This window comes from uncultured Phyllobacterium sp. (assembly GCF_902479695.1).
In the GTDB taxonomy this organism is placed as follows: Bacteria; Pseudomonadota; Alphaproteobacteria; order Rhizobiales; family Rhizobiaceae; genus Phyllobacterium; species Phyllobacterium calauticae.
Map to the genome: position 1 here is coordinate 177,921 of NZ_CABSQF010000002.1, position 26,600 is coordinate 204,520.

20 protein-coding genes are annotated in these 26,600 nt (G+C 59.5%); 12 read left to right on the plus strand and 8 right to left on the minus strand.

Features of this window, described 5'->3' with window-relative positions:
• Window positions 1-26 precede the first annotated feature (26 nt).
• Window positions 27-1,202 (minus strand): cysteine desulfurase family protein, encoded by a 1,176-nt coding sequence (locus RDL77_RS02170; protein WP_374042640.1) that lies wholly within the window; start codon window positions 1,200-1,202, stop codon window positions 27-29.
• Window positions 1,203-1,340: 138 nt separating this feature from the next.
• Here RDL77_RS02170 and RDL77_RS02175 point away from each other — a divergent pair, with 138 nt between their 5' ends.
• On the plus strand, window positions 1,341-2,084 hold the full coding sequence (locus RDL77_RS02175; RefSeq protein WP_342588452.1) for an alpha/beta hydrolase: 744 nt from the start codon (window positions 1,341-1,343) through the stop codon (window positions 2,082-2,084).
• Window positions 2,085-2,132: 48 nt separating this feature from the next.
• On the opposite strand, the gene RDL77_RS02180 is transcribed toward RDL77_RS02175, so the two are convergent.
• Window positions 2,133-3,263, minus strand: coding sequence for an anhydro-N-acetylmuramic acid kinase (locus tag RDL77_RS02180; protein ID WP_288191623.1), 1,131 nt, complete (start codon window positions 3,261-3,263; stop codon window positions 2,133-2,135).
• Window positions 3,264-3,372: 109 nt separating this feature from the next.
• On the opposite strand from RDL77_RS02180, the gene tyrS reads away from it, so the two are divergent.
• On the plus strand, window positions 3,373-4,626 hold the full coding sequence (tyrS, locus tag RDL77_RS02185) for a tyrosine--tRNA ligase (protein ID WP_288191624.1): 1,254 nt from the start codon (window positions 3,373-3,375) through the stop codon (window positions 4,624-4,626).
• Between the two features lie 165 nt (window positions 4,627-4,791).
• On the opposite strand, the gene RDL77_RS02190 is transcribed toward tyrS, so the two are convergent.
• Window positions 4,792-8,130, minus strand: coding sequence for a DUF3971 domain-containing protein (locus RDL77_RS02190; protein ID WP_288191662.1), 3,339 nt, complete (start codon window positions 8,128-8,130; stop codon window positions 4,792-4,794).
• A gap of 208 nt (window positions 8,131-8,338) precedes the next feature.
• On the opposite strand from RDL77_RS02190, the gene bcp reads away from it, so the two are divergent.
• Both bcp and RDL77_RS02200 read left to right on the plus strand, forming a co-directional pair.
• The gene (gene bcp / locus RDL77_RS02195; RefSeq protein ID WP_288191625.1) at window positions 8,339-8,806 is read left to right on the plus strand and encodes a thioredoxin-dependent thiol peroxidase; all 468 of its coding nucleotides are present in this window, start codon (window positions 8,339-8,341) and stop codon (window positions 8,804-8,806) included.
• Window positions 8,807-8,912: 106 nt separating this feature from the next.
• A complete protein-coding gene (locus RDL77_RS02200; RefSeq protein ID WP_288191626.1) occupies window positions 8,913-10,205 on the plus strand; it encodes a M23 family metallopeptidase in 1,293 nt (430 codons plus the stop codon).
• A 90-nt stretch (window positions 10,206-10,295) separates the two neighbouring features.
• Here RDL77_RS02200 and prfB read toward each other — a convergent pair.
• The 3 genes from prfB to RDL77_RS02215 all read right to left on the minus strand — a co-directional run bounded on the left by prfB (window position 10,296) and on the right by RDL77_RS02215 (window position 15,556).
• Window positions 10,296-11,424 (minus strand): peptide chain release factor 2 gene (gene prfB, locus RDL77_RS02205; protein WP_288191627.1). Its coding sequence is split into 2 segments (ribosomal slippage): window positions 10,296-11,354 and window positions 11,356-11,424, totalling 1,128 coding nucleotides; the frame shifts between segments, so codons are not numbered across the junction.
• 114 nt (window positions 11,425-11,538) lie between these two features.
• Window positions 11,539-13,998 (minus strand): penicillin-binding protein 1A, encoded by a 2,460-nt coding sequence (locus RDL77_RS02210; protein WP_223613212.1) that lies wholly within the window; start codon window positions 13,996-13,998, stop codon window positions 11,539-11,541.
• Between the two features lie 289 nt (window positions 13,999-14,287).
• On the minus strand, window positions 14,288-15,556 hold the full coding sequence (locus tag RDL77_RS02215) for an N-acetylmuramoyl-L-alanine amidase (protein ID WP_288191628.1): 1,269 nt from the start codon (window positions 15,554-15,556) through the stop codon (window positions 14,288-14,290).
• A gap of 767 nt (window positions 15,557-16,323) precedes the next feature.
• Here RDL77_RS02215 and RDL77_RS02220 point away from each other — a divergent pair.
• The 8 genes from RDL77_RS02220 to RDL77_RS02255 all read left to right on the plus strand — a co-directional run bounded on the left by RDL77_RS02220 (window position 16,324) and on the right by RDL77_RS02255 (window position 25,420).
• Complete coding sequence (locus RDL77_RS02220) at window positions 16,324-19,251, plus strand: ribonuclease E/G (RefSeq protein WP_288191629.1); 2,928 nt, start codon at window positions 16,324-16,326, stop codon at window positions 19,249-19,251.
• Window positions 19,252-19,436: 185 nt separating this feature from the next.
• The gene (locus RDL77_RS02225; RefSeq protein ID WP_374042643.1) at window positions 19,437-20,831 is read left to right on the plus strand and encodes a M48 family metalloprotease; all 1,395 of its coding nucleotides are present in this window, start codon (window positions 19,437-19,439) and stop codon (window positions 20,829-20,831) included.
• A 52-nt stretch (window positions 20,832-20,883) separates the two neighbouring features.
• Complete coding sequence (locus RDL77_RS02230) at window positions 20,884-21,672, plus strand: DsbA family protein (protein WP_288191630.1); 789 nt, start codon at window positions 20,884-20,886, stop codon at window positions 21,670-21,672.
• Window positions 21,673-21,912: 240 nt separating this feature from the next.
• The gene (gene aroQ, locus RDL77_RS02235; RefSeq protein WP_105732638.1) at window positions 21,913-22,356 is read left to right on the plus strand and encodes a type II 3-dehydroquinate dehydratase; all 444 of its coding nucleotides are present in this window, start codon (window positions 21,913-21,915) and stop codon (window positions 22,354-22,356) included.
• Window positions 22,357-22,394: 38 nt separating this feature from the next.
• Window positions 22,395-22,865 (plus strand): acetyl-CoA carboxylase biotin carboxyl carrier protein, encoded by a 471-nt coding sequence (gene accB / locus RDL77_RS02240; RefSeq protein WP_288191631.1) that lies wholly within the window; start codon window positions 22,395-22,397, stop codon window positions 22,863-22,865.
• Window positions 22,866-22,877: 12 nt separating this feature from the next.
• Complete coding sequence (accC, locus tag RDL77_RS02245) at window positions 22,878-24,242, plus strand: acetyl-CoA carboxylase biotin carboxylase subunit (RefSeq protein WP_288191632.1); 1,365 nt, start codon at window positions 22,878-22,880, stop codon at window positions 24,240-24,242.
• Window positions 24,239-24,853, plus strand: a complete 615-nt coding sequence (gene aat, locus RDL77_RS02250; protein WP_288191633.1) for a leucyl/phenylalanyl-tRNA--protein transferase — start codon at window positions 24,239-24,241, stop codon at window positions 24,851-24,853. The genes accC and aat overlap by 4 nt, the downstream gene beginning before the upstream one ends.
• A gap of 159 nt (window positions 24,854-25,012) precedes the next feature.
• Window positions 25,013-25,420 carry a VOC family protein gene (locus RDL77_RS02255; RefSeq protein WP_288191634.1) on the plus strand — a complete coding sequence of 136 codons (408 nt, stop codon included), beginning with the start codon at window positions 25,013-25,015 and terminating at the stop codon, window positions 25,418-25,420.
• Between the two features lie 219 nt (window positions 25,421-25,639).
• Here RDL77_RS02255 and RDL77_RS02260 read toward each other — a convergent pair whose 3' ends face one another.
• Both RDL77_RS02260 and RDL77_RS02265 read right to left on the minus strand, forming a co-directional pair.
• Window positions 25,640-26,077 (minus strand): DUF2155 domain-containing protein, encoded by a 438-nt coding sequence (locus RDL77_RS02260; protein ID WP_374042641.1) that lies wholly within the window; start codon window positions 26,075-26,077, stop codon window positions 25,640-25,642.
• Between the two features lie 84 nt (window positions 26,078-26,161).
• Window positions 26,162-26,560, minus strand: coding sequence for an NADH:ubiquinone oxidoreductase subunit NDUFA12 (locus RDL77_RS02265; protein WP_223613204.1), 399 nt, complete (start codon window positions 26,558-26,560; stop codon window positions 26,162-26,164).
• Window positions 26,561-26,600 lie beyond the last annotated feature (40 nt).

Here is a 26,600-nt window from a genome sequence, read left to right on the forward strand (position 1 = left end):
TATTTATTGTCGATATCTGCGATAATTCACGCCGCATCGGCAGAAACCGGCTTCGTCCGGTCCCGCCGCGCGACAATTTTTGTCAGCGCCTCAAGGAAAAGCGCAATTTCGTCCTGCGTGGTTTCCGGCGTTGTGGAGACCCGCAGCCCCCCGGTTCCATCGCCAAATCCCATGGCCGCAAGCACATGGCTTGGCCCGACTTTTCCCGAAGAACAGGCAGAGCCTGCCGATAGCGCAATTCCCGCCAGATCGAAAGCGATTTGCACGGTTTCCGCCTTCATATCTGTCAGGCTGAAGAAGGTCGTATTGGCGAGCCGCCCGGCCGCATCGCCATAAATCACCGCATCGGGCGCGATCGCCCGGATGCCGTCCTCGATCCGCTGCCGGTTGGCAAGCCCCCAGCCGCCGACCAGCAGCTGTTCGCGGGCAACCCGCGCCGCAGCGCCGAAACCCGCTATAACAGGCAAGGCTTCCGTCCCGGCACGGTGGCCCTTTTCCTGTCCGCCGCCGCGCACCAGCGCCTTCGGCATGACCAGATCGGACACCGCAATGATGGCGCCTACGCCCTTCGGACCGCCGATCTTGTGCGACGAGAGAATGAGATAATCAGCGCAAGCCGTTGCAATATCGAGAGGAATCCGCCCGGCCGCCTGCACCGCATCGACGACAAAAAAGCCACCGAACGCTTTGACAAGCCTGCCGATTTCATCGATGGGCTGCAAGACGCCGGTCTCGTTGTTGGCGGCCTGCACGGCGACCAGCGGCAGACCTTCGCCCTTGTCATGGGCCGCCAGCAGCGTACGCAGCCGCTCAAGATCGAGCAGTCCGTTGCGATCCACCGGAACCGTATCGATCTGGTCGGCGGCAAACTGCCCGCCCGCCAGCACGCAAGGGTGCTCGCTGGCGCTGACATAAAGCCGCGACAGCCGCACAGGCGCGCGTCCCATCATATAATGTGGCGTCAGAAGGGTTGAAGCAGCCTCGGTCGCACCCGATGTAAAGAACACATGATCAGGCTTGGCATTCACAAGAGCAGCCACGTCGCGGCGGGCGCGTTCGAGAATGGCTTTTGAAGCACGGCCTTCCTGATGAACGGACGATGGATTGCCCGTTTGCGCCAAAGCATCGACCACAGCATCGCGCGCAGCCGCAAGAAGCGGCGCACTGGCGTTGTAGTCGAGATAGGCGCGTTTTTGGGCCATACCTGTCATGATTCCTGTTCTTTTGAACTCAGCGCCGGCAAAAAGCGCAATTTTCTTGAAATTCAACCTCGGACCGGCCTATGAAGCCGCTTCGAGACAAAATCCTACACCAGTTTTGAACGGTTCTAAACTGGTTTTATGGGTGCTGTTGATCGCCGTCAAGTCCGGCTGATCGACAGACGCCCTGTGGCGAAGAGTGGAGTACACATGCCTGAAGTAATTTTCAATGGACCTGCGGGGCGTCTTGAGGGCCGTTATCAGCCTTCGATGGAAAAAAATGCACCGATAGCGATTGTCCTGCACCCGCATCCGCAGTTTGGCGGCACCATGAACAACAAGATCGTCTACGATCTGTTCTACATGTTCCAGCAGCGCGGCTTCACGACATTGCGGTTCAACTTCCGTGGCATTGGCCGCAGCCAGGGCGAATTCGACCATGGCTCGGGTGAATTGTCCGACGCGGCCGGCGCGCTTGACTGGGTGCAGTCGCTGCATCCGGATTCCAAGACGTGCTGGGTCGCCGGCTATTCCTTCGGCGCGTGGATCGGCATGCAGCTCCTGATGCGCCGTCCGGAAATCGAAGGGTTCATCTCGGTCGCGCCACAGCCGAACACCTATGATTTCTCGTTCCTCGCACCCTGCCCGTCATCCGGACTGATCATTCATGGCGATCAGGACAAGGTTGCACCGGCCAAGGATGTGCAGGGACTGGTCGACAAGCTGAAGACCCAGAAGGGCATCACCATCACGCAGAAGACGATGGTCGGCGCCAATCACTTCTTCACCGGCATGACCGATGAAGTCATCGGCGAATGCTCCGAATATCTCGACCGCCGCCTGAACGGCGAGCTGGTCGAAGCCAAGCCGAAACGTCTGCGTTAAAAAACGCGCTGCACGACGTTGTTGCAGCTATAGATTACGGTGAAGCCCCTATTTGTTGGGGCTCACCACCCCGCCCGAAACAGCCACATCGCAACCCGTCGTGGTCGGAAATGTCAGCGGCAGGCCATCGAGGGCCCGCACGGCGAGATAGGCCCAGGCCTCCGCCTCCATCGAATCGCCGTTCAGTCCCAATTCCTCGGCAGCGATCACAGTAGCACCCGATTTGGCCGCGCCCTCCACAAGATCAGCCATGACGGCCGCATTCTTGCGCCCGCCGCCGCAGATCACCCAGAGCGCCGGTTGTTCCGGCGCATAGGCGCCGGCTTGGAGAATGGCATCGGCGGTCACCCTGGCGAGCGTGCGGGCGCCATCGGCCAGTTCCGGATTGCCAAGGTCCTCAAGCGTGAAATCATTGCGGTCGAGCGATTTCGGCGGCTTCAGCGCGAAAAACGGCTTTGCCATATAGCGCGCCACGGCGCCGGCCAGCACCTGGCCTTCGCTGGCAATCATACCGCCCGCATCATAGGCGATTCCCGCCTTGTCGGCGACCCACTGATCGATCAGCGTGTTGCCGGGCCCGGTATCGAAAGCGACGGGGTCCCCTGTCGCCGAAACGATCGTGACATTGGAGATGCCGCCAATATTGACGAAGACGACCGGCTTGCCCCTGCCAAGCTCGACCGGAACCCTTGCCGCGAGTGCCTGGTGATAGACCGGAACCAGCGGCGCCCCTTGCCCGCCATGCACCATATCGTTGGCGCGCATGTCGTGGACAACGGGAATGCCTGTCATATCGGCCAGCAACCGCCCGTCACCCAGCTGGACGGTCAGCTGTTCCTGCGGGCGATGCAGAACGGTCTGGCCATGAAAACCAATAATATCAATGGTATCGGTGCTTAACTTATAATCCGAGAGGAAGCCGAGCACCGCCTCGCCATGTCGCCGCGTCAGTTCCTGTTCGACGGCGGCGAGACCGCCGGGGCGCTGATCGCGCTTGCGGATGGATTTGGCATCCTCGAGCCCTGCCTCGATCTGCCGCCGGAATGCCGGGTCATAGGCGACGAAGCCCGAAGGTCCGCGCTGCACCGCATTTCTGCCGTCGGTTTCGATGAGCGCGATGTCGATTCCATCCATGGATGTTCCGCTCATCAGGCCAATTGCCCGCCTTGTCGCTGTCACGTCACACCCTTTCTTGTGATTCGGCCCCGAATGATGTTAAACGGCCACGTCTTGTTCGGCACGTTCTTCATGCCGGACGCTTCCCTACGTAAAGTTTCAGGAAAAACTCATGTCTGCCTTCAAATCCGACTTTCTGCACACGCTTTCCACGCGCGGCTTCATCCATCAGGTCTCCGACGAGGCCGGTCTGGATGCGCTTTTCGCCAAGGAGACAGTGACAGCCTATGTCGGCTATGATGCGACGGCGACGAGCCTGCACATCGGCAACCTCATTTCCGCGACCATGCTGTACTGGCTGCAGGAAACCGGCCACCGGCCGATTGCGCTGATGGGCGGCGGCACCTCGATGGTGGGCGACCCCTCTTTCCGCGACGAACAGCGCAAGCTGCTGACACCCGAGGCGATCAACACGAATATCGAAGGCATCAAGCGGATTTTCGCCCGCATCCTGCGCTTTGGTGATGGCCCGACCGATGCTTTCCTCGTCAACAATGCCGATTGGCTGATGGGACTGGGCTACGTCGAGTTCCTGCGCGAGGTCGGCCGTCACTTCTCCGTCAACCGCATGCTGTCATTCGACAGCGTCAAGCTGCGGCTGGACCGGGAGCAGTCCCTCTCCTTCCTCGAATTCAACTACATGATCATGCAGGGTTACGATTTCGTCGAGCTCAACCGCCGCCATGGCTGCGTGCTGCAGATGGGCGGTTCGGACCAGTGGGGCAACATCATCAACGGCGTCGATCTCGGACACCGCATGGGAACGCCGCAGCTCTATGCCCTGACGACGCCGCTTTTGACCACCAGTTCGGGTGCCAAGATGGGCAAATCGGCCACCGGCGCGGTCTGGCTCAACGAAGATGTCTTCAGCCCCTATGATTTCTGGCAGTACTGGCGCAACACGGAAGATGCCGATGTCGGCCGCTTCCTGAAAATCTTCACGCGCCTGCCGCTCGATGAAATTGCCCGGCTGGAAGCACTTGGCGGTTCGGAAATCAACGAGGCGAAGAAAATCCTCGCGACCGAAGCCACCGCTATCGTTCATGGCCGTGAAGCCGCCACCATGGCCGCAGAAACCGCCCGCACGACCTTCGAGGAAGGCGCGCTGGCTGCCAACCTGCCATCCATCGACATCGCCACAGGCGAGCTCGAGGGCGGCATCGGCATTCTGACGCTGCTGGTCAAGGCCGGCCTGGCCGGTTCGAATGGCGAGGCCCGCCGTCACATTCAGGGCGGCGCGGTCCGGGTGAACGACGCCAGCGTTTCCGATGAAAAGGCGCAGGTTTCGACCGCTGACGTGACAGGCGACGGCATCGTCAAGCTGTCGCTGGGCAAGAAGAAGCACATTCTCGTTCGTCCGATCTAAGCCATTCGGCTTCAGCGTTGTGCGTGGTTCGACAAGCTCACCATGAGGGAGGTGGTTTGGTGCAAGATCACCACAAACGTTGCAGAACTTAGCTCCCAGCAGCCGACTCCATCCCTCATGGTGAGCTTGTCGAACCACGCACAATGATTCTACTACCAGAGATTCTCACTGAAACTCGAAAATCGACCGGAAAATACCCGGTGCGATCACCGAAATCGGATTGACGATGATCTGCGGTTGCTTGATCGGCCCCTGCAACTTGTAGGTGATGCCGATCAGGCCGCGATCCCGTCCATTGCCAAGCAGAAGGCCGAGGACGGGCAATTCGCCAAAGATGCGGTTGATGCCATAGGCGGGCATGAAGGTGCCCGTCAGCGCCATGTTGCCCTGGGGATCGCTGAGCACGCCCTGGAAGGTGGTGCCGATGGTCGAACCGCGGACCACGCCATTGGCAAGATTGATGTAGTTCTTGCCCTTTTCGATTTGCGAAAAGCCGCGCTCGAAGGTCACCACCGACACATCGATGTTCTTTTTCACCGCATCGTTGAGGCTCGTGCCATTCGGCGAGGATGACACGAGACTGGCCAGCCTGGGCTCGTTGACGAGGGTGAAGTCGCGCGCATCGATCTGCCCGCGCAGGGGGCCATCCCCCTTCGAATCCAGTGCAACAAGGATGCTGCCGCCCTGCATCTTGTCATAAAAGCCGGTGAAACGCAGCACGGCACCCGCATCCTTCGACTGCAGGCTGACGGAACGGGCACCGCTTTCCGAACTGTCCGTTGCGATCACCTTCTGGCCGGATTTGGTCACGGCGTTGAAGGCAAGGCCCGAGACATGCGAACCGACGCCCTCATAGGACAGCGAGACATTGCCGAAACTTTCGGAATAGAAGCCCTGTACATCGTCGATATCGGCATTGACCAGAATGCGCTTCTTGTCATTGCTGTCGCCTGCCTGCTTCTTGTCGGTCACCTGGTTCAGCAGCGACCGCGCATCGAAGGATTTCCCCTTCACGTCGGCCCGGTAGCCATAGCCGGTGCGCGATATTTTGACGGCGATGTCATCCGTCCGGTTGAGACTGACCTGGCTGAAATCCGCGGATACCAGATCGCCCTTGACCACGGAGATGTCCCCGCGCAGCCGGAACGTCTCTCCGGCGACATCGAGATTGCGCACGCTGATATTGTCCGCATCCTGCTGCAGGCTGAACTTGGCGGTGGCTTTCACCCCTGCGCCCTTGGTCCAGCCGAGTTGCGCCAGCTTGACCTCGGCCTTGGACAAATCCGCGACAGCGACCTGCGAGCCATCCGCCGACTTGTCGATATTGATGCTGATCGGGCCGGATATGAACGGATCGAGACTTGGGAACAGCGTGTTGCGCGTCTTGTCGTCCAGCTGCAGGGAAACCGACTGTTTGCGCTTGGCCGGATTGCTGCCGAGCGGCTCGAACATGGTGATATCGGCCGGCACGCCATTCAGCTGCGCTTTGACATCGATATTCGCCTCGGTGTCGTTGACGTTCAGCGTCCCGTTGGCATTGGTTATGGTCTGGCCATCGACCTTTTTGGCAAGGTTCACGCCGTTCAGGGCGATCTCCGCCGACCATTGCAGGCTTCCCTCCGGCGCATGGCGAGTGACGGGGAACGTCACGAGGACATGGGTTTTCACATCGCCGCTGATATCAGCCGGTGCAAAGGGCACGCCTTTCACCGCATTGATCGGTTTGAAACCGGCGATTTCGGCGATGGCCGAAGCATCGCCGGCAATATTCAGATCAAGCTCCGACAGCACCGGACGCTGCGGGCCCCACGGGATGATCAGCGTGCCGTCCACAATATGCGCTTCCCGGTTGCCGGGCGTAAACGCCGAGCCCTTCAGCAGCTTGATCGTGGTATAGGCGCCGCGCACGCTGATCGCGCCATCCGCATCGCGAATGGGCGGCAGATCGCCGACAATATCGAAACGCGTGTTCTGCACATTGAAATCGACCTGCACTTCGTCCGCCGTCAGCGGTGGCGGCTTGCCCGGACCGTCGAAACGGCCGGCGGCAAACATCACGTCCACCCGGCTGTCCCTGACATCGCCGCCGAACAGATTGTCGAGCACCCAGCGGCGCGCGCCGGTCGCCACCCAGATCGGCCAGAGCTGCTTCACCTGCGCGGTGGGCATTTTCGGTATGCGCAGCGCCAATGTCATGGCTGGCGAACCCTTGCCGAACACCACACTGCCCTGCCCGTAAAGTTCGCTTTCGCCATCGGCGCGCACGGCAATCTCGGAAATGTCCAGCTTGGCCTCCCCAGGCGCAAACCGGCCGGCAATGCGGGCATTGAAGGCGAGCGGCGGCTCGCTCGAATCCGCCGGAGCGGAAACGGCTTCCTGCGTGATCAGTTCAAAACGATAGCCGGGATTGGCAACGGCAGCGACAGCCGTCGCATCCTCCGGCAGCGGTTCGGGTCCGACCGCCCCCTCGACAACCCCTTTGAAACCGCCGAAATGGATGGCTGACGGCGTAATCTCGACCTTTTCAGTACCGAAAACATGCTCGAAATTGATTTGGGCACCGGCACCCATATCCTCCACATTGCCGATGCTCACCGGTCCTTCGCTCACATTGAGCGAACCGGAGATCCGCATGGGTATGGCGGCTGCGGCTGCAACCCCGTCCAGCCTGATTTCAGCTTCATTGTTATAGGCGAGATAGGACGTATCCGGCTTTATGCCATCGGCATCGGGAACAGGTGCTTCGCCCTGTTTGCCGATCAGCGGAATCTTGCTGATCGCCAACGAGAATGAATCAATCCTGGCGCCAAGGGCCGCGCGCTTGACCTGTGCCGAGACGTCGATGACCTTTCCCCGCCATTCCACCGTCCCCTTGATGGCAACGGGGCCGCCGGTTTCCGTCAGTTCCAGATGGATGATGCGCAGGTTTTCCGGCCGGCCCGCAACGGTGAAATCAAAGCGTGTATCGGCAACCGTGATGTCACGGGTTTCCCGCTGATCCAGCAGCGAAACGGCATTTTGCAATCCGGTGAAAATGAGTTGGGACACACCGTCGAGGTTGACGAGTCCGCGATCATCCTGCGGCACGATCGACATGAAATCGAACGGCTCCTGGCTGGCACCAACTGTGATCTGCGCGCCGGTGAGTTCGAGGCTCTGCACTTTGACGTCGCCCTGCAGCAACGGCAGGGTGGCCAGACCGATGCGCACGGAACGGATATTCTTGATCTCCACCCCGCGCTTGACGTCCGAAATATTGACGTTGCGCGCCTCGAGCGCGACGTGCTTACGCTGGTCGAGGGAAATTTGCGCCGACTGGATCGTCGCGTCTGTATCGGGACCGACAACGGATTTGAGCGCAGTCTGCGCGCGTTGGGTCAGGGCCTCGCCGCCGATACCCACCCGCAGGACGACAAAAGCTATTCCGGCCAGAACCACAAGGAGAATCAGGAATGACGCAAGTGCCCCGCAGGCGAAACGAAACCGCGAGCGGCGCGCGGGCATGGCCACGGGCACCTCGCCTTGCTCGACCGCAGAGGGGTAATGATGAAATTTTAGAAAGTCCCGCTTTGTAAAACGGACTCTTTTCGGTTTCTCTGTCAAATTCCCAAGCCAATTGAGGAATCATGTGGGAAACCGTAGACGATTCCCGTGCCTCTCTTATAGTTGCCTAACTGAGGCGCGCATTCAATGATGAAAGAAAGGCTTTCCTATGACAACGCTCGATATCGGCAGTTCTGCCCCGGATTTCACCCTTCCCCGCGACGGCGGCGGAACGCTTTCCCTGGCTGAATTGCGCGGGAAACCTGTCGTTCTCTATTTCTATCCCAAGGACGATACGAGCGGCTGCACCCAGGAAGCCATCGAGTTTTCCGGGCTGAAGCCGGAATTCGACAAACTGGGAGCCAAGGTCATCGGCATGTCGCCCGATCCGACCAAGAAGCACGACAAGTTCAAGACGAAGTACGATCTCAAGGTGGATCTGGTCGCCGATGAGCAGAAGACCATTCTGGAAGCGTATGGCGTGTGGGCCGAAAAAAGCATGTATGGCCGCAAATATATGGGCGTTGAACGCACCACCTTCCTGATCGATTCGAACGGCAGGATCGCAAAAATATGGAACAAGGTGAAGGTTCCCAATCACGCGGCCGAAGTTCTCGAAGCAACCAGGGCTCTCTAGACCGAACTCAACCGCTTTCTACCTGAAATTGATGGAAAATCGGCGCTCCGTCAGGATTTGTTAACCATAACGGGGTGTAATGCCTTCTATAAATTGAAGCTGCAAAATGACGAGCGAAGCGGCCATGAAGAAGGCAAAACACTCCCCCATCTTCAGCAACCAGCAGGAACCCCACACGATCATCATCGCGCGGGGCGAAACGATCCGTCATTTCACCCTGCGCCCCTGGGCCGCCATCCTTGGCGGCACACTGGCCTTTGCGCTGGCCGGCACCTACCTCATTGCCACCTCCTATCTGGTTTTCCGCGACGACCTGATCAATGGCAGCGTCGCCCGTCAGGCGCGGCTGCAGCAGGCCTATGAAGACCGCATCGCCAGCCTGCGCACCCAGCTCGACCAGGTCACCAGCCGCCAGCTGCTCGACCAGCAGGCGATGGAAGGCAAGGTCGCCGAACTCATCCAGCGGCAGAAATCCCTTACGGAACGCCATGCCAAGCTTGCCCCCATGCTGCAGCGGGCAGAACACGCCGGCGCTGCCATTCCGCCCGAGGCGGACAGCAATGCGCCGATGGACAGCAACGGCCAGGATATCGTCAAATCGAACGATGATGACGCCTTCTATGGCATCGATCCGATCATCACCGGTCCGACCAGCGTGACCCGCAAACCGGCACCGCGCGATGACAAGCCGCGCAAGAGTGTCGACAAGGCCGAACTGCTGCTGAAATCGGTCAATACCTCGCTGACGGATATCGAGACCAAACAGATCGCCCAGATGCAGGCGCTGTCCAATACGGCCTACGAGAATGCCGACAAGATCATGGAAGCGCTTGCCGCAACCGGGGTGAAACCCGTTCTGGATGAAAAGTCGGATACGGGCGGCCCGTTCATTCCCGCCGGCAGCATTGCCCCGTTTGACGCCAAGCTGAACGATCTTGATCAGGCGCTCGAACGGCTGGAAGGCGCCAAGGCTCTTGCCAAATCCATCCCGATTTCCAATCCGGTCCCCGGCATGCCGGTTTCCAGCACGTTCGGCGTGCGCAAGGACCCGATCATCGGCTCGATGGCGTTCCACTCAGGCATCGACTTTCGCGCCATGAGCGGCTCGTCGGTGCGCGCGACAGCCAACGGCACGGTCACCGAAGCGGGCTACAATGGCGGCTACGGCAATATGGCGGAGGGCCACCACGGCAACGGCCTCTCCACCCGCTACGGCCATATGAGCCAGATTCTCGTCACCCCCGGCCAAAAAATCAAGATCGGCGACGTCGTCGGCAAGGTCGGCAGCACCGGGCGCTCGACCGGCCCGCATCTCCACTACGAGGTGCGCCGGAACGGCAGCGCCGTCAATCCCGCCAGCTTCCTGACGATAGGTCGCGAAGTCGCGGCCGAACTATAAGCTCCTGGATGCAGGAGCTCGGATCATCATAAAAAATCCCCGGCAGGACATCTCCTGCCGGGGATTTTTGTTCAGACAATACGCCTGGACTTAAGCGATATCCTGCACTTCCACATCGCTGCCGTGCACGCGGTGCGCCAGGGCTGCCTCCATGAACATGTCGACGTCGCCGTCGAGCACATCCTGCGGGCTGGTGCTTTCGACACCGGTGCGCAAATCCTTGACCAGCTGATAGGGCTGCAGGACGTAGGAGCGGATCTGGTGCCCCCAGCCGATATCCGTCTTGGAGGCGGAAATGGCATCGGCCGCCTGCTCGCGCTTTTCCAGTTCCGCTTCGTAGAGCCGCGCGCGCAGCATCGACCATGCCGTGGCACGGTTCTTGTGCTGCGAGCGTTCCGCCTGGCACTGCACGACGATACCGGTTGCGATATGCGTGATGCGCACCGCCGAGTCAGTCGTGTTGACGTGCTGGCCGCCGGCACCAGACGCGCGATAGGTATCGATGCGCACATCCGATTCCGTCACCGCAATCTCGATATTGTCATCGACGACGGGATAGACCCAGATGCTGGAGAAGGATGTATGCCGCCGCGCATTGGAATCATACGGCGAGATGCGCACCAGCCGGTGCACGCCCGATTCGGTCTTCATCAGACCATAGGCATTGTGGCCCTTGATCAGAATGGTGGCCGACTTGATGCCCGCCTCTTCGCCGTCGTGGATTTCGAGCAGCTCGACCTTCATGCCCTTGCGGTCGGCCCAGCGCGTGTACATGCGCAGCAGCATCGATGCCCAATCCTGGCTTTCCGTGCCGCCTGCCCCCGAATGCACTTCGACATAGGTGTCATTGGCGTCGGCTTCGCCCGACAGCAGCGTATCGATCTGGCGCCGGTCCACTTCCACCTTGATGGCGCGAATGGCTTCTTCCGCCTCGGTGACGATGGACTTGTCGCCCTCTTCGTCGCCCATGGCGATCAGCTCGATATTGTCTTCGAGCGACTGGCTGAGCGTGCGGATGGAGTTGATGCCGTCTTCCAGCTGCTGGCGCTCACGCATGAGCTTCTGGGCTTCCTGCGCGTCATTCCACAGCGCTGGATCTTCGGCAAGCTGGTTCAGATAGCCAAGGCGTTTGATTGACGTATCCCAGTCAAAGATGCCTCCTCAGCAGGCTTATGGCCTGCTTGATCTCGTCGACCAGCGTCTCGATTTCAGCGCGCATTGGCTGTCCGTTCCTTCTGTATATGCCATTGTTTTCGAATTGCGGCGGACCATATTCACTGGTCCGCGCGATGTAAAGTCTTCAGACTTTACGAAAGTTCACAGGCTCGATCGGTCAGAAAAGTCCGCCGCCGCCGCCCTGGATGACCCTGTTGACGTTCGGAGACTGCACCTCCATGGGCGCGCCCTCGGAGAAGGAATTCGCGCCAATGACGGAATAGCTGTCCGCAGGGCCCGTGCCCGGCTTGAAGGCTTCCATGATCACGTTCGGCTGGCCTTCGGTGGCGCGCATGCCGGTCTTGCGGTCAATCGCCACAACGGTCATGCCTTCCGGCACGCGGAAGTCAACCGAACGCTGGCCCTTCATGGCAGCATCCATGAAATCCTTGAAGACCGGGGTCGCAAGGCCGCCGCCGGTGCCGCCATGGCCCATGGGCGTCGGCGTGTCATAGCCGAGATAGAGGCCGACAACGAGGTCCGGCGTGAAGCCGATGAACCAGGCGTCCTTTTCGTCGTTCGTCGTGCCGGTCTTGCCGGCGATCGGACGGTTGAGGCTCTTCAGGATGGTTGCCGTACCGCGCTGGATGACGCCTTCCATCATCGACGTGATCTGGTAGGCGGTCATCGGGTCGAGCACCTGATCGCGGTCGTCGACCAGCTCCGGCTCCGGCTGGTTCTTCCAGTCCTCGGCAGAGCAGTTGTCGCATTTGCGCTCATCGTGCTTGAAGATGGTCTTGCCGTAACGGTCCTGCACGCGGTCGATGATCGATGGCGTGATCTTGCGTCCGCCATTGGCGATGATCGAATAGCCCGTCACCATGCGCATCACCGTGGTTTCGCCCGACCCGAGCGCCATGGCCAGAACCGGCAGCATCTTGTCATAGATGCCGAACCGTTCGGCATATTCGGCAACGAGCTTCATGCCCATGTCCTGCGCCAGACGCACCGTCATCAGGTTGCGCGACTGCTCGATGCCGTAGCGCAGGGTGGACGGGCCGGCAAACTTGCCGCCATAGTTCTTCGGTGCCCAAATGCCGAGACTGCCGCCCTGGTCGATGGAGATCGGGCCATCCAGCACCACCGATGCCGGGGTGTAGCCATTGTCCAGCGCGGCCGAATAGACGAACGGCTTGAAGGAGGAACCCGGCTGGCGCATGGCCTGCGTGGCGCGGTTGAATTCCGATTCGGCGAAGGAGAAGCCTCCGACCATCGCGAGCACGCGGCCGGTATGCGGGTCCATGGCAACCATCGCGCCTTCGATTCCCGGCACCTGGTGCAGATCGAAGGCCGTATCGCTGCCTTCCTTCTTCTGCACGAATACCACGTCACCAGGCTTGAACACGCCCTCCAGTGATTTCGCCGATGTGCGCCTGCCATCCTTGTAGAGGTTCATGGCCCATTTGATATCGGCGGCGGCAATCGTGCCCTTCTTGCGCGCGGCAACCAGGCTGTTGGCATCGTTGCGCTCGGGCTGCAGGCCGATGACGGCCTGTGTTGGCGTCACCTCGAGAATGACCGCGAGCTGCCAGTCCGGAACATCGGAAAACGCCTTGATCTCGGCCAGAGGAATACCCCAGTCGCCGATGGTGGAAATCGTCTTGTACGGGCCGCGGTAGCCCTTGGCTTCGTCATACTTGAACAATCCGTGCTGCAGGGCGGCGCGGGCCTGCACCTGCATCTTGGGGTCAAGTGTGGTGCGCACGGACAACCCGCCCTCATAGAGCGCATTTTCACCGTACTTGCCGATGATCTGGCGACGGACTTCTTCCGTGAAATATTCAGACGCGAACAGGTAGTTGCCGGTATGGCGCGGCGTAACACCGAGCGGTTCGGCCTTGGCCGTCTTGGCTTCGTCCGTCGTGATGTAGCCGTTCTCGGCCATGCGGTCGATCACCCAGTTGCGGCGTTCGAGCGCCCGCTCCGTCTGGCGGAACGGATGATAGTTGGACGGTCCCTTGGGCAGCGCAGCCAGATAGGCCGCCTCGGCGATGGTAAGCTCATTGACCGACTTGTTGTAATAGGTCAGCGCCGCACCGGCGATACCGTAGGAATTGAGACCGAAGAAAATTTCGTTGAGGTAAAGTTCGAGAATGCGATCCTTCGAATAGGCCTGCTCGATGCGGAAGGACAGGATGGCTTCCTTCACCTTGCGGCCCATCGTCTGGTCGGACGACAGGAGGAAGTTCTTCGCCACCTGCTGGGTAATGGTGGACGCACCAACCGGGCGGCGCGAGCCCCAATTCTGCACATTGACGATAACGGCGCGGGCAAGACCGCTGATGTCGATACCCGGATGCTGATAGAAGTTCTTGTCTTCCGCCGACACGAATGCGGCCTTCACCCGGTCCGGAATGGCCTGGATCGGCAGATAGAGGCGGCGCTGCCTGGCGAATTCAGCCATCAGCGCTCCATCGGACGCGTGAATGCGCGTCATGACAGGCGGCTCGTACTTGGCCAGAACTTCATAATCGGGCAGGTCTTTGGATACTTTGACCACATAGAGCGCTGCACCGCCCGCGGCCAGCAGCGCGACGACGGTACCGATTCCGAAAAAATATCCGATCAAGCGTATCATTTGTATCCGGAACCCGTTTCATCCATTTGGCATGTCGATAATCGATGCACGATCTTGGTCAATGCAAATCGCACTCCGGGAAGCAGTTTCCCGGTACTCCAACCGGATTACACAACGCCCGGCAAATTCAGTGACGCAATTGAGCGACAAATGTGACAAAGGCAAGGACAACCCGGTTCTGCGCACAATTTAAATACCAATTGTGGAGTTTCGGCAACGCACAGACAAGTATATTAGGCTCCGCGAACTGTCTGATGGTCAATCGTTGCATAAACGCTGTCGGAAACTGTCAATTCGATGCGCCTGCTGTCTTTTTTCCTGAAAATTCGCCAACGGCTGCAGCAAGCCGTTCCGCCACATGGGTCCGCCATGCCGGGTCGAGCATCAGTTTTGCGTCTTCGTCATTGGACAAATAGCCGATTTCAACCAGCACGGAAGGCACATCGGGCGCCCGCAACACCTGGAACCCGGCGAAACGGTGCGGATTGTTGATCATGTTCACATCGCCCTTGAGCGCCCGCACCACGCCCTTGGCGAAACTGAGCGAGAATGTATGCGTCTCGCGCCGGGTCAGATCCATGAGAATATCGGCAATTTCCGGCGTCTCATTGTCAAAGGCAACACCGGCAACCGCATCGGCCTTGTTTTCGCGGTCGGCCATGGCGCGCGATGCGGCATCGGACGCCTTGTCGGAAACCGTATAGACCGTCGCGCCGCGAATGTTGCGCTGGTTGATCGTATCGGCGTGCACCGAGATAAACAGATCAGCCTCATATTGCCGGGCAATGCGCACGCGTTCCGGCAGGCGCAGGAATTCGTCGCTGTCGCGCGTCATCTCGATCCGCAGGCCGGGAATCTTGCTCAGCTGATCGCGCAGCTCGCGTGCGAACATCAGGGTGACATCTTTTTCCATGATGCCGCCGGTGCTTTCCGCGCCGCTGTCTATGCCGCCATGCCCCGCATCCACGACGACGGTGAACGGCTTGGGCGCCTTGCTGACTTCCAGCGGCGCCGCACTGGCAACACGGTCGCCCTTGGGGCCAACCTGCGTGGATGCGGTGGGTGCATTCTGGTTTTTGATGGCATCGGCAAACTGCCGGTCCGACGAGGCGACAAGATCGGCAACAAGGCGATAGCCGGGACTGTTGTCATTCTTGAGCACGTCGACGCGTTCGACACTGAACGGGCCCTTCATGGTAAAGATGAGCCGCGAACGGGCATCGCTGATCATCCCGTAGCGCACATTGTCGATCAGTCCGCGCGGCTCCAGTGATTTCTTGTCAAAGGCAAAGACGGCTTTCGGCAAATCGATCACCAGGCGATGCGGCTCGCCCAGCAGCAGCGTCGACACCTCAGGCTCATGGTCGAAATTGATCACGACGCGGGTGCGCAGTTCGTCGCCAGCCGCCTGATAGGTCAACGCCGCCAGTTCATCGGCCGCAACCGCGCCCTGGCCGGATTGCGCGACAGCAACCGAGACCAGAAAGACTGTTACCAAAAACCGGCAGATCACATTCATGTCATTGCAGATGGACGCCGGCGCGTGCCGGGCAATCATCCCCTCTGGTGCTATTTCGTATCAGACGGAGCCACATTATATGTGAATGATAGGTAACTCGTCGTGGTTAATTTAATCTTATTAACCGCCTATCCCCGTTATCCCGCTGTTATCGTGACCGCCACTTCTGTGCCATAGCGATGACACGATTATGAAGAAGGCCTTGTCATAACGCGACACACCTCCTAAAAGCAAAGGTGGGTTACTTTCCGCCATCCGGAATCATGCTCGCTATGTCACGGCAATTGGCCGGCTGACACTGAAGGCAGAGACACGGAGTGGCAGAAGCGAAGCATCGCTGTGGTAACCGGAAAAGAATTTGGCGTGAGCAGACAGGGAATGTCGGCTGCGCTTTGTGTGAACGGCAGATGGCGCAGACAAGGCGCGTCGAGCCAGCCCTTTCGAGGGTGTTACCGCATAACCCCAAAGATCATTTTCGATTTTTGGATAAGGATTATGCGCAATCTTAGTTGTTACTGCGCCTCTGTGCGTCCGAAAAGACGCACGGCGCAGTAACGGGTCGGCAATGCTTCAGAGCATGCCATTCGTAGAGGTCGTTTCGTCAGGAACAGAAATGTTTGACACAGGCGTGACTATTACCGGCTTGAAAGCCGCGGGTGCTGAAAAGCAACACCGCGTGATGCCGTGTCTGTCTGTTTCTGCGAACCTTAATATATCCGGCAAATGTGAAACCGCGGCTCCGGCACCCCTATGGGCGTCCCGGTTGTCCCGCGTTTTGTGCGTTTCAGCCGGGGAGAAGAATCATAATGTCGGACAAAATGCTAATCGACGCCTCCCACCAGGAGGAAACGCGCGTTGTCGTGGTTCGCGGCAACCGGATTGAAGAATTTGACTTTGAGTCGGAACACAAGAAACAGATCAAAGGCAATATCTATCTCGCGCGTGTCACACGTGTAGAACCATCGCTTCAGGCAGCTTTCGTTGAATATGGCGGCAATCGCCATGGCTTTCTCGCGTTCAGCGAAATCCATCCTGACTACTACCAGATTCCGATGGCGGATCGTCAGGCGCTGATCGACGCGGAAGCGGAGGCAGCCAGCCAGGACGAAGACCACGAGGAAGCAGCCGGCGAGCAGCGCACCCGCGATCGCAACGATCGCGGACAGCGCAATCGCCGCCGCAGCCGTCGGGGCACGCGCCAGGGCGACGAATCGGTCAAGCTCGATTCGGCGGATGACGAGAACGCTGCCGCCGATGAAGCTGGCGAAAGCCACGAATCATCAGAGCAGGCTGCATCGGATGAGAACCCCTCTTCCGAAAACAATGGCGGGCAGACACTTGCCGCCGCCATCGACGCCGATGTCATTTCGGAAGCCGTTGTCGTTGACACCAACGATGCGGCTGACGCTGCCACGGATGCCGCTGAAAGGGCCGACGACGGCGACCACCAGCCGCGCCGGTCGAAGCGCCGGTCGCAGGACGACAAGGAAGAGCCGCATGACGAGCTCGACGAAGTCGATTCCATCGGTGCCGAAGATGCCATGGAAGAAGTTCCGACGCATCAGCGCTTCCAGCGCCGCCAGTACAACATCCAGGACGTGATCAAGCGCCGGCAGATCCTGCTGGTTCAGGTTGTCAAGGAAGAGCGCGGCAACAAGGGCGCGGCCCTGACCACGTATCTCTCGCTCGCTGGCCGTTATTCCGTCCTGATGCCGAACACCGCGCGCGGCGGCGGCATTTCGCGCAAGATCACCAGCATCCAGGACCGCAAGCGCCTGAAGGATATCGTCAAGGACCTCGAAGTGCCCAAGGGCATGGGTGTGATCCTGCGCACGGCCGGTGCAATGCGCACCAAGCCGGAAGTGAAGCGCGATTACGAATATCTGATGCGCCTGTGGGAAAATGTCCGCAGCCTCACCCTCGCCTCCAGTGCGCCGACCCTCGTCTACGAGGAAGGCAGCCTGATCAAGCGCTCCATCCGCGATCTCTACAACAAGGACATCACGGAAGTGCTCGTCGCCGGTGAAAACGGTTACCGCGAGGCCAAGGACTTCATGCGCATGCTCATGCCGAGCCATGCCAAGGTGGTGCAGCCCTATCGCGAACTGACGCCGATCTTTGCGCGCAACGGCATCGAAGCGCAGCTCGACCGCATGCTGCAGCCGCAGGTGACGCTGAAATCCGGCGGTTACATCATCATCAACCAGACGGAAGCTCTGGTGGCGATCGACGTCAACTCCGGACGGTCGACACGCGAACATTCGATTGAAGATACGGCCTTGCAGACGAATCTTGAAGCGGCAGATGAAGTCGCGCGCCAGCTGCGGTTGCGCGATCTTGCCGGTCTGATCGTCATCGACTTCATCGACATGGAAGAAAACCGCAACAACCGTGCGGTGGAAAAGCGCCTGAAGGATTGCCTGAAGGACGATCGCGCCCGCATTCAGGTCGGCCGCATTTCCCACTTCGGCCTGCTTGAAATGTCGCGCCAGCGCATCCGCGCCAGCGTGCTGGAAAGCACCACGCAGATCTGCTCGCATTGCGGCGGCACCGGCCATGTGCGCTCCGCCTCCTCCATCGCGCTGCATGTCATGCGTTCGATCGAGGAATATCTGCTGCGTCATTCGCAGAACAACATCATCGTTCGCACCACGGTTGCAACGGCGCTCTATGTGCTCAACCACAAGCGTCAGAACCTTGCCGATCTGGAAGCCCGTTTTGGCCTGACGATCAGCATCGAAGCCGATGAGAGCGTGGGTGCGCAGCATTTCGCCATCGACAAGGGTTCCATTGCGCTTGGTCCGATTGTTCCGCTGACTGAAACGCCGGCCCTTGGCATTGTCGACGACTTCGACGAGACCGATCCGGTGATCGAGGATATCGACGAAGACGCCGACAGCGAAGCACAGCCCGGTGAAACCGCCCGCACGGGCGATCAGGACGAATCATCCCGCAAACGCCGGCGCAAGCGGCGGCGGCGTGGCGGTCGTGACCGCCAGGAAGCGGCAGCCGGTGAGCCCGGCCAGGCCGTGCGCGGTGACACCGATGGTGATGATGCGGATGTTCCGGCCGTCGAAGGCGAGGATGCAGCAGCAGCCAAAGCCCGCGAGGAAGAGAACGAACGTCGCAAGAAGCGCCGGCGCGGCCGGCGCGGCGGACGCAAGAACCGTCGTCCGGAAGATGGCGATGATCAGGAGATCGCTGCCAAATCCGTGCCCGATGCGGAACCGGTCTTCGTGACCATCCCTCTGCCGGATTTCAGCAAGCCAGCGGCCGTTGAAACCAAGGCGACTGCGGTTGAAGAGACGGTTGTCGTTGCAGACACCGTGGTTGAAGCGGAACCGGCGGTTGCCGGAGACTCTCCGGCCAAGAAGGCTTCCCGCCGCAAGCCGCGCGCCAAGGCGGGGGCCCAGCCGGTCGCAGAAGCCACAGCAGAGGCTGCGCCCGTCGAAGCCGAAGCCGAGGCTCCAGCCAAGCCGAAACGCGCACCGCGCAAGACCGCCAAGAAGGCGGTTGCCGAGGAAACGGTTGCCGAGCCTGCGCCAGCAGTCGAGGCGGAGGCGCCAGCTGCCGCTCCGGCGGAAATCCAGCCGGAACCCGCTACCCCCGCAAAGGCGGAACCGGCAAAGGTGGAAAACAGCACGCCAGTCGTCACGTCCACCTCTCCCAAGGACAAGAAGGACGGCGAAGCGTCGCCCAAGCGCGGCTGGTGGCAGAAGAAGGGTTTCTTCTGAGAGCCAGAAACGCGTGGATAACTGAACTGGAGAACCGGCATCTTTGCCGGTTCTTCTTTATCAAGGCCCGCGCTATCCTTAAGCCGGGCCTCAGATTTGCCGGAATAATCCGCCATCTCACAAAAAAGAGAACACGGTTTGCTTCTCTTTCCTTCAAAGACCGACTTCGATACGAATAAGCCATGATGACAGTTCGACAGATCATTTCCCGTCAATCGTTGACTGCCATGGCGCGCAGCACGGTCGCGGCTCTCGTTGCGGGCGCTGTCAGCCTGGTCCAGACGAGCATCGCTGCGGCACAGTCCAACGTTCCCATCGTCCGCGATGCTGAAATCGAAGCGCTTGTAACCGACTACGCCACGCCGATCATCAACACGGCGGGTCTGGGCAAACGCGCCATTCGCATCGTTCTCGTCAACAACAGCAGTTTCAACGCGTTTGTGGATGGCCGGCGTATTTTCATCAACACCGGGGCGCTGCTGCAGGCCGAAACACCCAATGAGATCATCGGGGTGCTGGCCCATGAAACCGGGCACCTGGCGGGCGGACACCAGTTCCAGTTGCGCGAGCAGATGGCGCACGCCAAGACCATGGCGGTTGTTGCCGGGCTGCTTGGCCTCGGTGCAGCCGTTGCAGGGGCCGCAACCAAGCAAGGCGGCATGGCGCAGGCAGGGACAGGCGTGGCCATGGGCGGTACGGAGATGGCCATGCGCAGCCTGCTCAGCTATCAGCGCACGGAAGAAATGGCAGCGGATCGCTCGGCAATCACCTATCTCGCCAATACCGGGCAATCGGCGAAGGGCATGCTGACGACATTCGAGCGTTTCTCCAATGCCCTGTCGCTCAGCGGCACGCGCACCGATCCCTACCGCATCAGCCATCCCATGCCGCGCGAGCGCATTGCCAATCTGGAAACACTCGCCCGCGCCAGCCCCTATTTCGACAAGACGGACAGCCCTGCGCTGCAGCAGCGCCATGATCTCATGCGCGGCAAGATCGCGGCCTATACCGGCGGCGGCGCCAGCGTGCTGCAGAACTTCCGCAAGGACCCGAACAATATCGGCGCCCGTTACGGCAATGCCATCGCCACCTACCTCAACGGCTCGTCGCAGGAAGCACTCGGAAAGATCGATGCGCTCATCCGCGAGCAGCCGAAGAATCCCTACTTTCACGAAATGCGCGGCGAAATCCTCCTGAAGCAGAACAAGGTGATGGAGGCAGCGGCGGCCTACCAGAAGGCCAGCACGCTTGATCCGCGCAAATCGGGCCTGATCCGCATGGCCTATGGCCGCGCGCTGATGCTGAGCGGCACGCCCGCCAACCTGAAGGCTTCGATCAAGGAAATTCAGGCCGGCATCGACCGGGACCGCGAATTCCCCGATGGCTACGGCTATCTGGCGCAGGCCTATGGCCAGCTTGGCGACGGACCGCGTTCGGACCTCGCCGCAGCTGAGGAAAAATACTATTCCGGCAAGATCCAGGACGCACAGATCTTCGCCATTCGAGCCCAGCGCGCCCTTGCAAAGGGATCGCCAGACTGGGTTCGCGCCCAGGACATCATCAATTCCAAGCGCAATTGAGCATGATCATCCTGCTTTTTGCCAACACCGATACAAACAAGGACATGACGTTATGAAAAAAGTCGCTCTGGTAAGTGCATCCGCAGGCCTCGCGGTCCTGGCCGCACTCGGTTTCAGCCAACAGGCTGTCATGGCACAGACCAGCACGGCTGCAACGCCGCAGCCCGCCATGTCCTCCACCGTCAACCGCGCCGAAGTTGAGGCCATTATCAAGGATTACCTGATCAAGAACCCGGAAGTGCTGCTTGAAGCGCAGGCGGCACTCAGCGCCAAGCAGGAAGCCTCGCAGCAGCAGGCACAGGGTCAGGTCATCAGCCAGAACCACGACAAGCTGTTCAACTCATCGCTCGATGCGGTCTTCGGCAATCCCAAGGGCGATGTCACCGTCGTCGAGTTCTTCGACTACAATTGCGGCTACTGCAAGCGCGCCCTGCCCGACATGGACGCCCTGCTCAAGAGCGACCCGAAGCTGCGCTTCGTGATGAAGGAATTCCCGATTCTGGGACCTGACTCCACCAAGGCCCACATTGTCGCCAAGGCGTTCAAGGCCCTGATGCCGGAAAAATACCTGGAATTCCACCGCGACCTCCTCGGCCGTGACGGCCGCGCCACGGAAGACGCGGCGATGCAGATTGCGGTCAAGCTCGGCGGAAACGAGAAAGCCATCCGCGAAAAGATGCAGTCACCTGATATCGCCCAGGCCTTCCAGCAGAACTACGACCTCGCCAACGCCCTGAACATCAATGGCACACCGTCCTACATCATCGGCAACGAGGTGGTTCCGGGTGCCCTCGGTGCCGATGCACTGGCGGAAAAAGTCAGCCATATTCGCAACAAATAGCGCTGCATTCATGCCAATGACTGCAGAAACCATTTGCGGACAGGCAATCGCGTGATTTTTCGGCTGGCGAACACCCGCTTTGTCAGGCAGTTTCGTCCGGTGGAGAAACATCGGACCTGCTACCTTCCTTGTGGATTGCTTCGCCATCCGGAAAAGAGAACTAGTTCCATTTGGCTATCCATTGCTCTATATGGGACCCGTCATCGGGTTCCGAAACCCGTCATTATTGTCCGGTATGGTATGAAACAGCTGATCTTTGTCCTCAATGGCCCGAACCTGAACATGCTGGGAAAGCGTGAGCCGGGAATCTATGGCGCTTCCACGTTGAGCGATATCGAGGCTCTCTGCCGTGCCGAGGCGGAAAAGCTCGGCGCCGGGATCGAATTCCGCCAGTCCAATCATGAGGGTGATCTGGTCTCGTGGATTCAGGAGGCAGGCGAGAAAAACGCCGCTGTCCTGATCAATCCGGCTGCCTATACGCATACATCAATCGCATTGCATGATGCCATCCGCGCGGCTGCCGTCACGCTGGTGGAAGTTCATCTGTCCAATATTCACGCGCGCGAGTCATTCCGCCATCACTCCTACGTTTCCCCTTTGGCCAAAGGGGTGATATGTGGCTTCGGAGTGGATGGCTATGTGATGGGCTTGCGCGCACTCGTCAAAGCAGCGGCACCGCAATAACAAGGGCTGCCGAACAGAAATAAGGGGCTTGAAAAAGCATGGCTAGCAGAAACAACGGGATCGACAAGGTCATGATCCGCGATCTCGCAGAAATTCTGAACGAGACGGATCTTACCGATATCGAGATCGAACAGGGCGACCTGCGTATTCGCGTATCGCGGCAGATCACGATGCAGGCTGCGGCACCGCAGGCCGTCTATGCGCAGGCTCCCGCCGCCATCGCTGCGCCATCCGCGGCGCCGGCCGATGCCGCCAAGCCTGCCGGTGATCCGTCCAAGAATGCGGTTCCCTCGCCGATGGTCGGCACGGCCTACCTCTCCCCGGCGCCGGGCGCCCGCGCCTTCATCGAAGTCGGTTCGAAGGTCAAGGAAGGCCAGACGCTGATGATCATCGAGGCAATGAAGACGATGAACCAGATTCCATCGCCGCGCGCCGGTACCGTCACGGCCATTCTCATCGAGGACAGCCAGCCGGTCGAATACGGCGAATTGCTAGTTGTGATCGAATAAATCGAGAGCGTGATGTTTCAGAAAATTCTCATAGCCAACCGCGGCGAAATTGCCCTGCGCGTCCTGCGCGCCTGCAAGGAGCTCGGCATTCAGACCGTCGCGGTCCATTCGACCGCCGACGCCGACGCCATGCATGTCCGCCTGGCGGATGAAAGCGTCTGCATTGGACCGCCCCCTTCGCGCGAAAGCTATCTGAATATTCACCAGATCGTTGCCGCCTGCGAAATCACCGGCGCCGATGCCATCCATCCCGGCTACGGCTTCCTGTCCGAGAACGCCAAGTTCGCGGAAATCCTCGAAGCGCACGGCATCACCTTCATCGGCCCCACCGCGGCGCATATCCGCATCATGGGTGACAAGATCGAAGCCAAGCGCACCGCAAAGCGCCTGGGCATCCCCGTCGTTCCCGGCTCCGATGGCGGCGTGACCGATGACAAGGAAGCCGCGCGCATCGCCGCTGAAATCGGCTATCCCGTGATCATCAAGGCTTCTGCCGGTGGTGGCGGACGCGGCATGAAGGTGGCGCTGAGCGAAGACGAATTGTCCGTTGCGCTTTCGACAGCGCGTACGGAAGCCGGCGCAGCCTTTGGCGACGACGCCGTCTACATCGAAAAATACCTGCAGAAGCCGCGTCATATCGAAGTTCAGGTGATGGGCGACGGCATGGGCAAGGCCGTGCATCTGGGCGAACGCGACTGCTCGTTGCAGCGCCGGCACCAGAAGGTCTGGGAAGAGGCCAATTCCCCCGCTCTGAATGCGGATGCGCGCGACCGCATCGGCATGATCTGCGCCAACGCCATGGCCGATATGGGTTATCGCGGCGCCGGTACGATCGAGTTCCTCTACGAAAACGGCGAGTTCTATTTCATCGAAATGAACACCCGCCTGCAGGTGGAGCATCCGGTCACCGAAGCCATCACCGGCATCGATCTCGTGCATGAACAGATCCGTGTTGCCTCCGGCGGCGGTCTCTCCGTCACCCAGGATGAGATCCGCTTCCATGGCCATGCCATCGAGTGCCGCATCAATGCGGAAGATCCCCGCACCTTTGCACCCTCGCCCGGCAAGATTACCCATTACCACACACCAGGCGGCCTCGGCATCCGTGTCGATTCCGGCGTCTATACCGGCTACAAGATTCCGCCCTATTACGACAGCCTCATCGGCAAGCTGATCGTGCATGGCCGCAACCGCGTGGAATGCCTGATGCGTCTGCGCCGGGCGCTGGATGAATTCGTGGTGGATGGCATCAAGACGACCCTGCCGCTGTTTCAGGACCTGATCAACAATCCTGATATCGCCAACGGCGACTACGATATCCATTGGCTCGAAAAATATCTGGCCGGCGATACCGCTATTGCCGAAGAAGAGGCATGACGGGCAAGGACCCGGCAGAGAACTTCAAAATAGACCCCGAGTTGCTGCTGCGCGCCTATGCAACCGGGGTCTTTCCCATGGCCGAAGAGGCTGACAACCCGGAAATCTTCTGGGTTCGTCCGGAACGGCGCGGCATCATCCCCTTCGAGAATTTTCACGTTTCGCACAGCCTGCGCAAAACCATCCGCCAGGGGCGCTTCGATATCCGTTTCGATACGGACTTTACCGGTGTGATCGACGGCTGCGCCAGCGGCAGCGGCGAGCGTGCCCGCACCTGGATCAACCAGCCCATCCGCGAAGCCTATGGCAAGCTGTTTGCCCTTGGCCACTGCCATACGGTCGAGGCTTGGCAGGAGGATCGGCTGGTCGGCGGTCTCTACGGCATCTCGCTGGGATCGGCATTTTTCGGCGAAAGCATGTTCTCGCGCCAGCGCGATGCGTCGAAAGTCTGCCTCGTACATCTGGTCAGCCATTTGATCGAAAAGGGCTTTACCCTGCTCGACACCCAGTTCACCACAACCCATCTGGAAAGCTTCGGGGCTGTTGAAGTTCCGCGACGGCAATACCAGAAGATGCTCGACAATGCCCTGGCGCAGTCAGCAGAGTTTTGAAACGTCATAGTCCTCGTGTGAATCTGTAGTATTGTGCCCCTGGCCGTAACTGTCGACGGGAGCAGACCGGCCGAATATTTTTCTGATGAACAGTGTCGGGTTGCGATCTCTCCATACGTCCTTGGACGGGAAGACCCAATCCATGCGAGGAGAACTGTTATGAAAATCAATGCCTATCTGAATTTTGACGGACAATGCGAAGAAGCATTCAAATTCTACGAGAAGGTCCTGAACGGCAAAATCCAGTTCATGGCCCGTTTTGGCGATATGCCGGAAGGTGCCCAGATGACCGGGTCGGAACATCTGATCATGCACGTCCATATGACGGTCGGCGACAATGCGTTGATGGGTTCTGATTCACCGCCGCCATACTTCCAGAAAATGCAGGGTCTGCAGGTTGCCCTTCATCTCGACTCCCCGGAAGAAGCCGACAGGATCTACGGCGCATTGAGCGAGGGCGGCAACGTCACCATGCCTATCGGCGAAACCTCCTGGGCGATACGCTTCGGCATGCTGGTGGACCGTTTCGGCACACCCTGGATCATCAACCACGCCAAACCAATGTAATCTGGTTTGGGCAGTTGATCCCGGTGCTCAAGTGCCGGGATCGATATCCGCTCGCAGCTACCTCTGTGGGTGTGCGTGGTTCGACAAGCTCACCATGAGGTAGGTGGTTTGGTGCAAGATTATGCACAAACGTCGCAGAATATGGCTCCCTGCAATCCCCAGCATCCCTCATGGTGAGCTTGTCGAACCACGCAGGGACGTTTATGCAACAGAAAACAATCAGCTTTTGGCTGGCGCGGGAACATCCGAGGACTGCTTGCAGCCTTTGAGCCAGACGTCGTACACGGGATGCTCCACGGCGTTGAGACCGGGGCTATCGGCAAACATCCAGCCCGAGAAAATCTTGCGGATCTTGCGGTCGAGGGTGATTTCATCCACTTCGACAAAGGTATCGGTTTTCGGTGTTTCCGTATCCGGACGCGTGTAGCAAACGCGCGGCGTCAGCTGCAGCGCGCCGAACTGAACCGTCTCATCGATATAGACGTCGAACGAGGTGATTCGTCCGGTGATCTTGTCGAGCCCGGAAAAAACAGCGATCGGATTGGAAATCTTGTCGTCGGCGGCATGCGCCGGTGCGCAAAGGCCGATAGCCATCAAACCGGCCGCGAGAAGACGGGCTTTGTTCTGGAACAGAAAGGACAAGTTGGGACGGATCATTTCAATTCCGGCTGTGTTCAGGCTGACGGGACAGTTTCATACCAGCCCGTCGATAATCGCCAATTGTGGCAGAAGAAAATCCGCTCAGGATCCCGGTGTCCACGCATCATAATCGCCCGTTACCGCAGGACGATTGTCGCCATGGGCGATGGAGCCCTTCGGACGGTAGGCAGCCGCGGAACCGGTCAGGTTCGGCTGATGGGTCTTTTCCCAGGCATGCGCCTTGTAGGTTTCACGCGATGGCGGCGTTTCGGCACGATGATGGATCCAGCCGTGCCAGCCTGCAGGAATGGCCGACGCTTCCGCATAGCCCTTGTAGATCACCCAGCGGCGCGTGCGGCCTTCGGAATCCTGCGTGCCTTCGTAATAGACATTGCCGAACTCGTCCTCACCGACTTTCGTACCCTTGCGCCAGGTAAAGACGCGCGTACCGATCGTCTGACTGTTCCACCAGGTGAAAAACTGTAAAAGGAAGGTCTTCATTGCAATCCTGCTTCGAACTATGTCGTTCAACTCTTCGGGT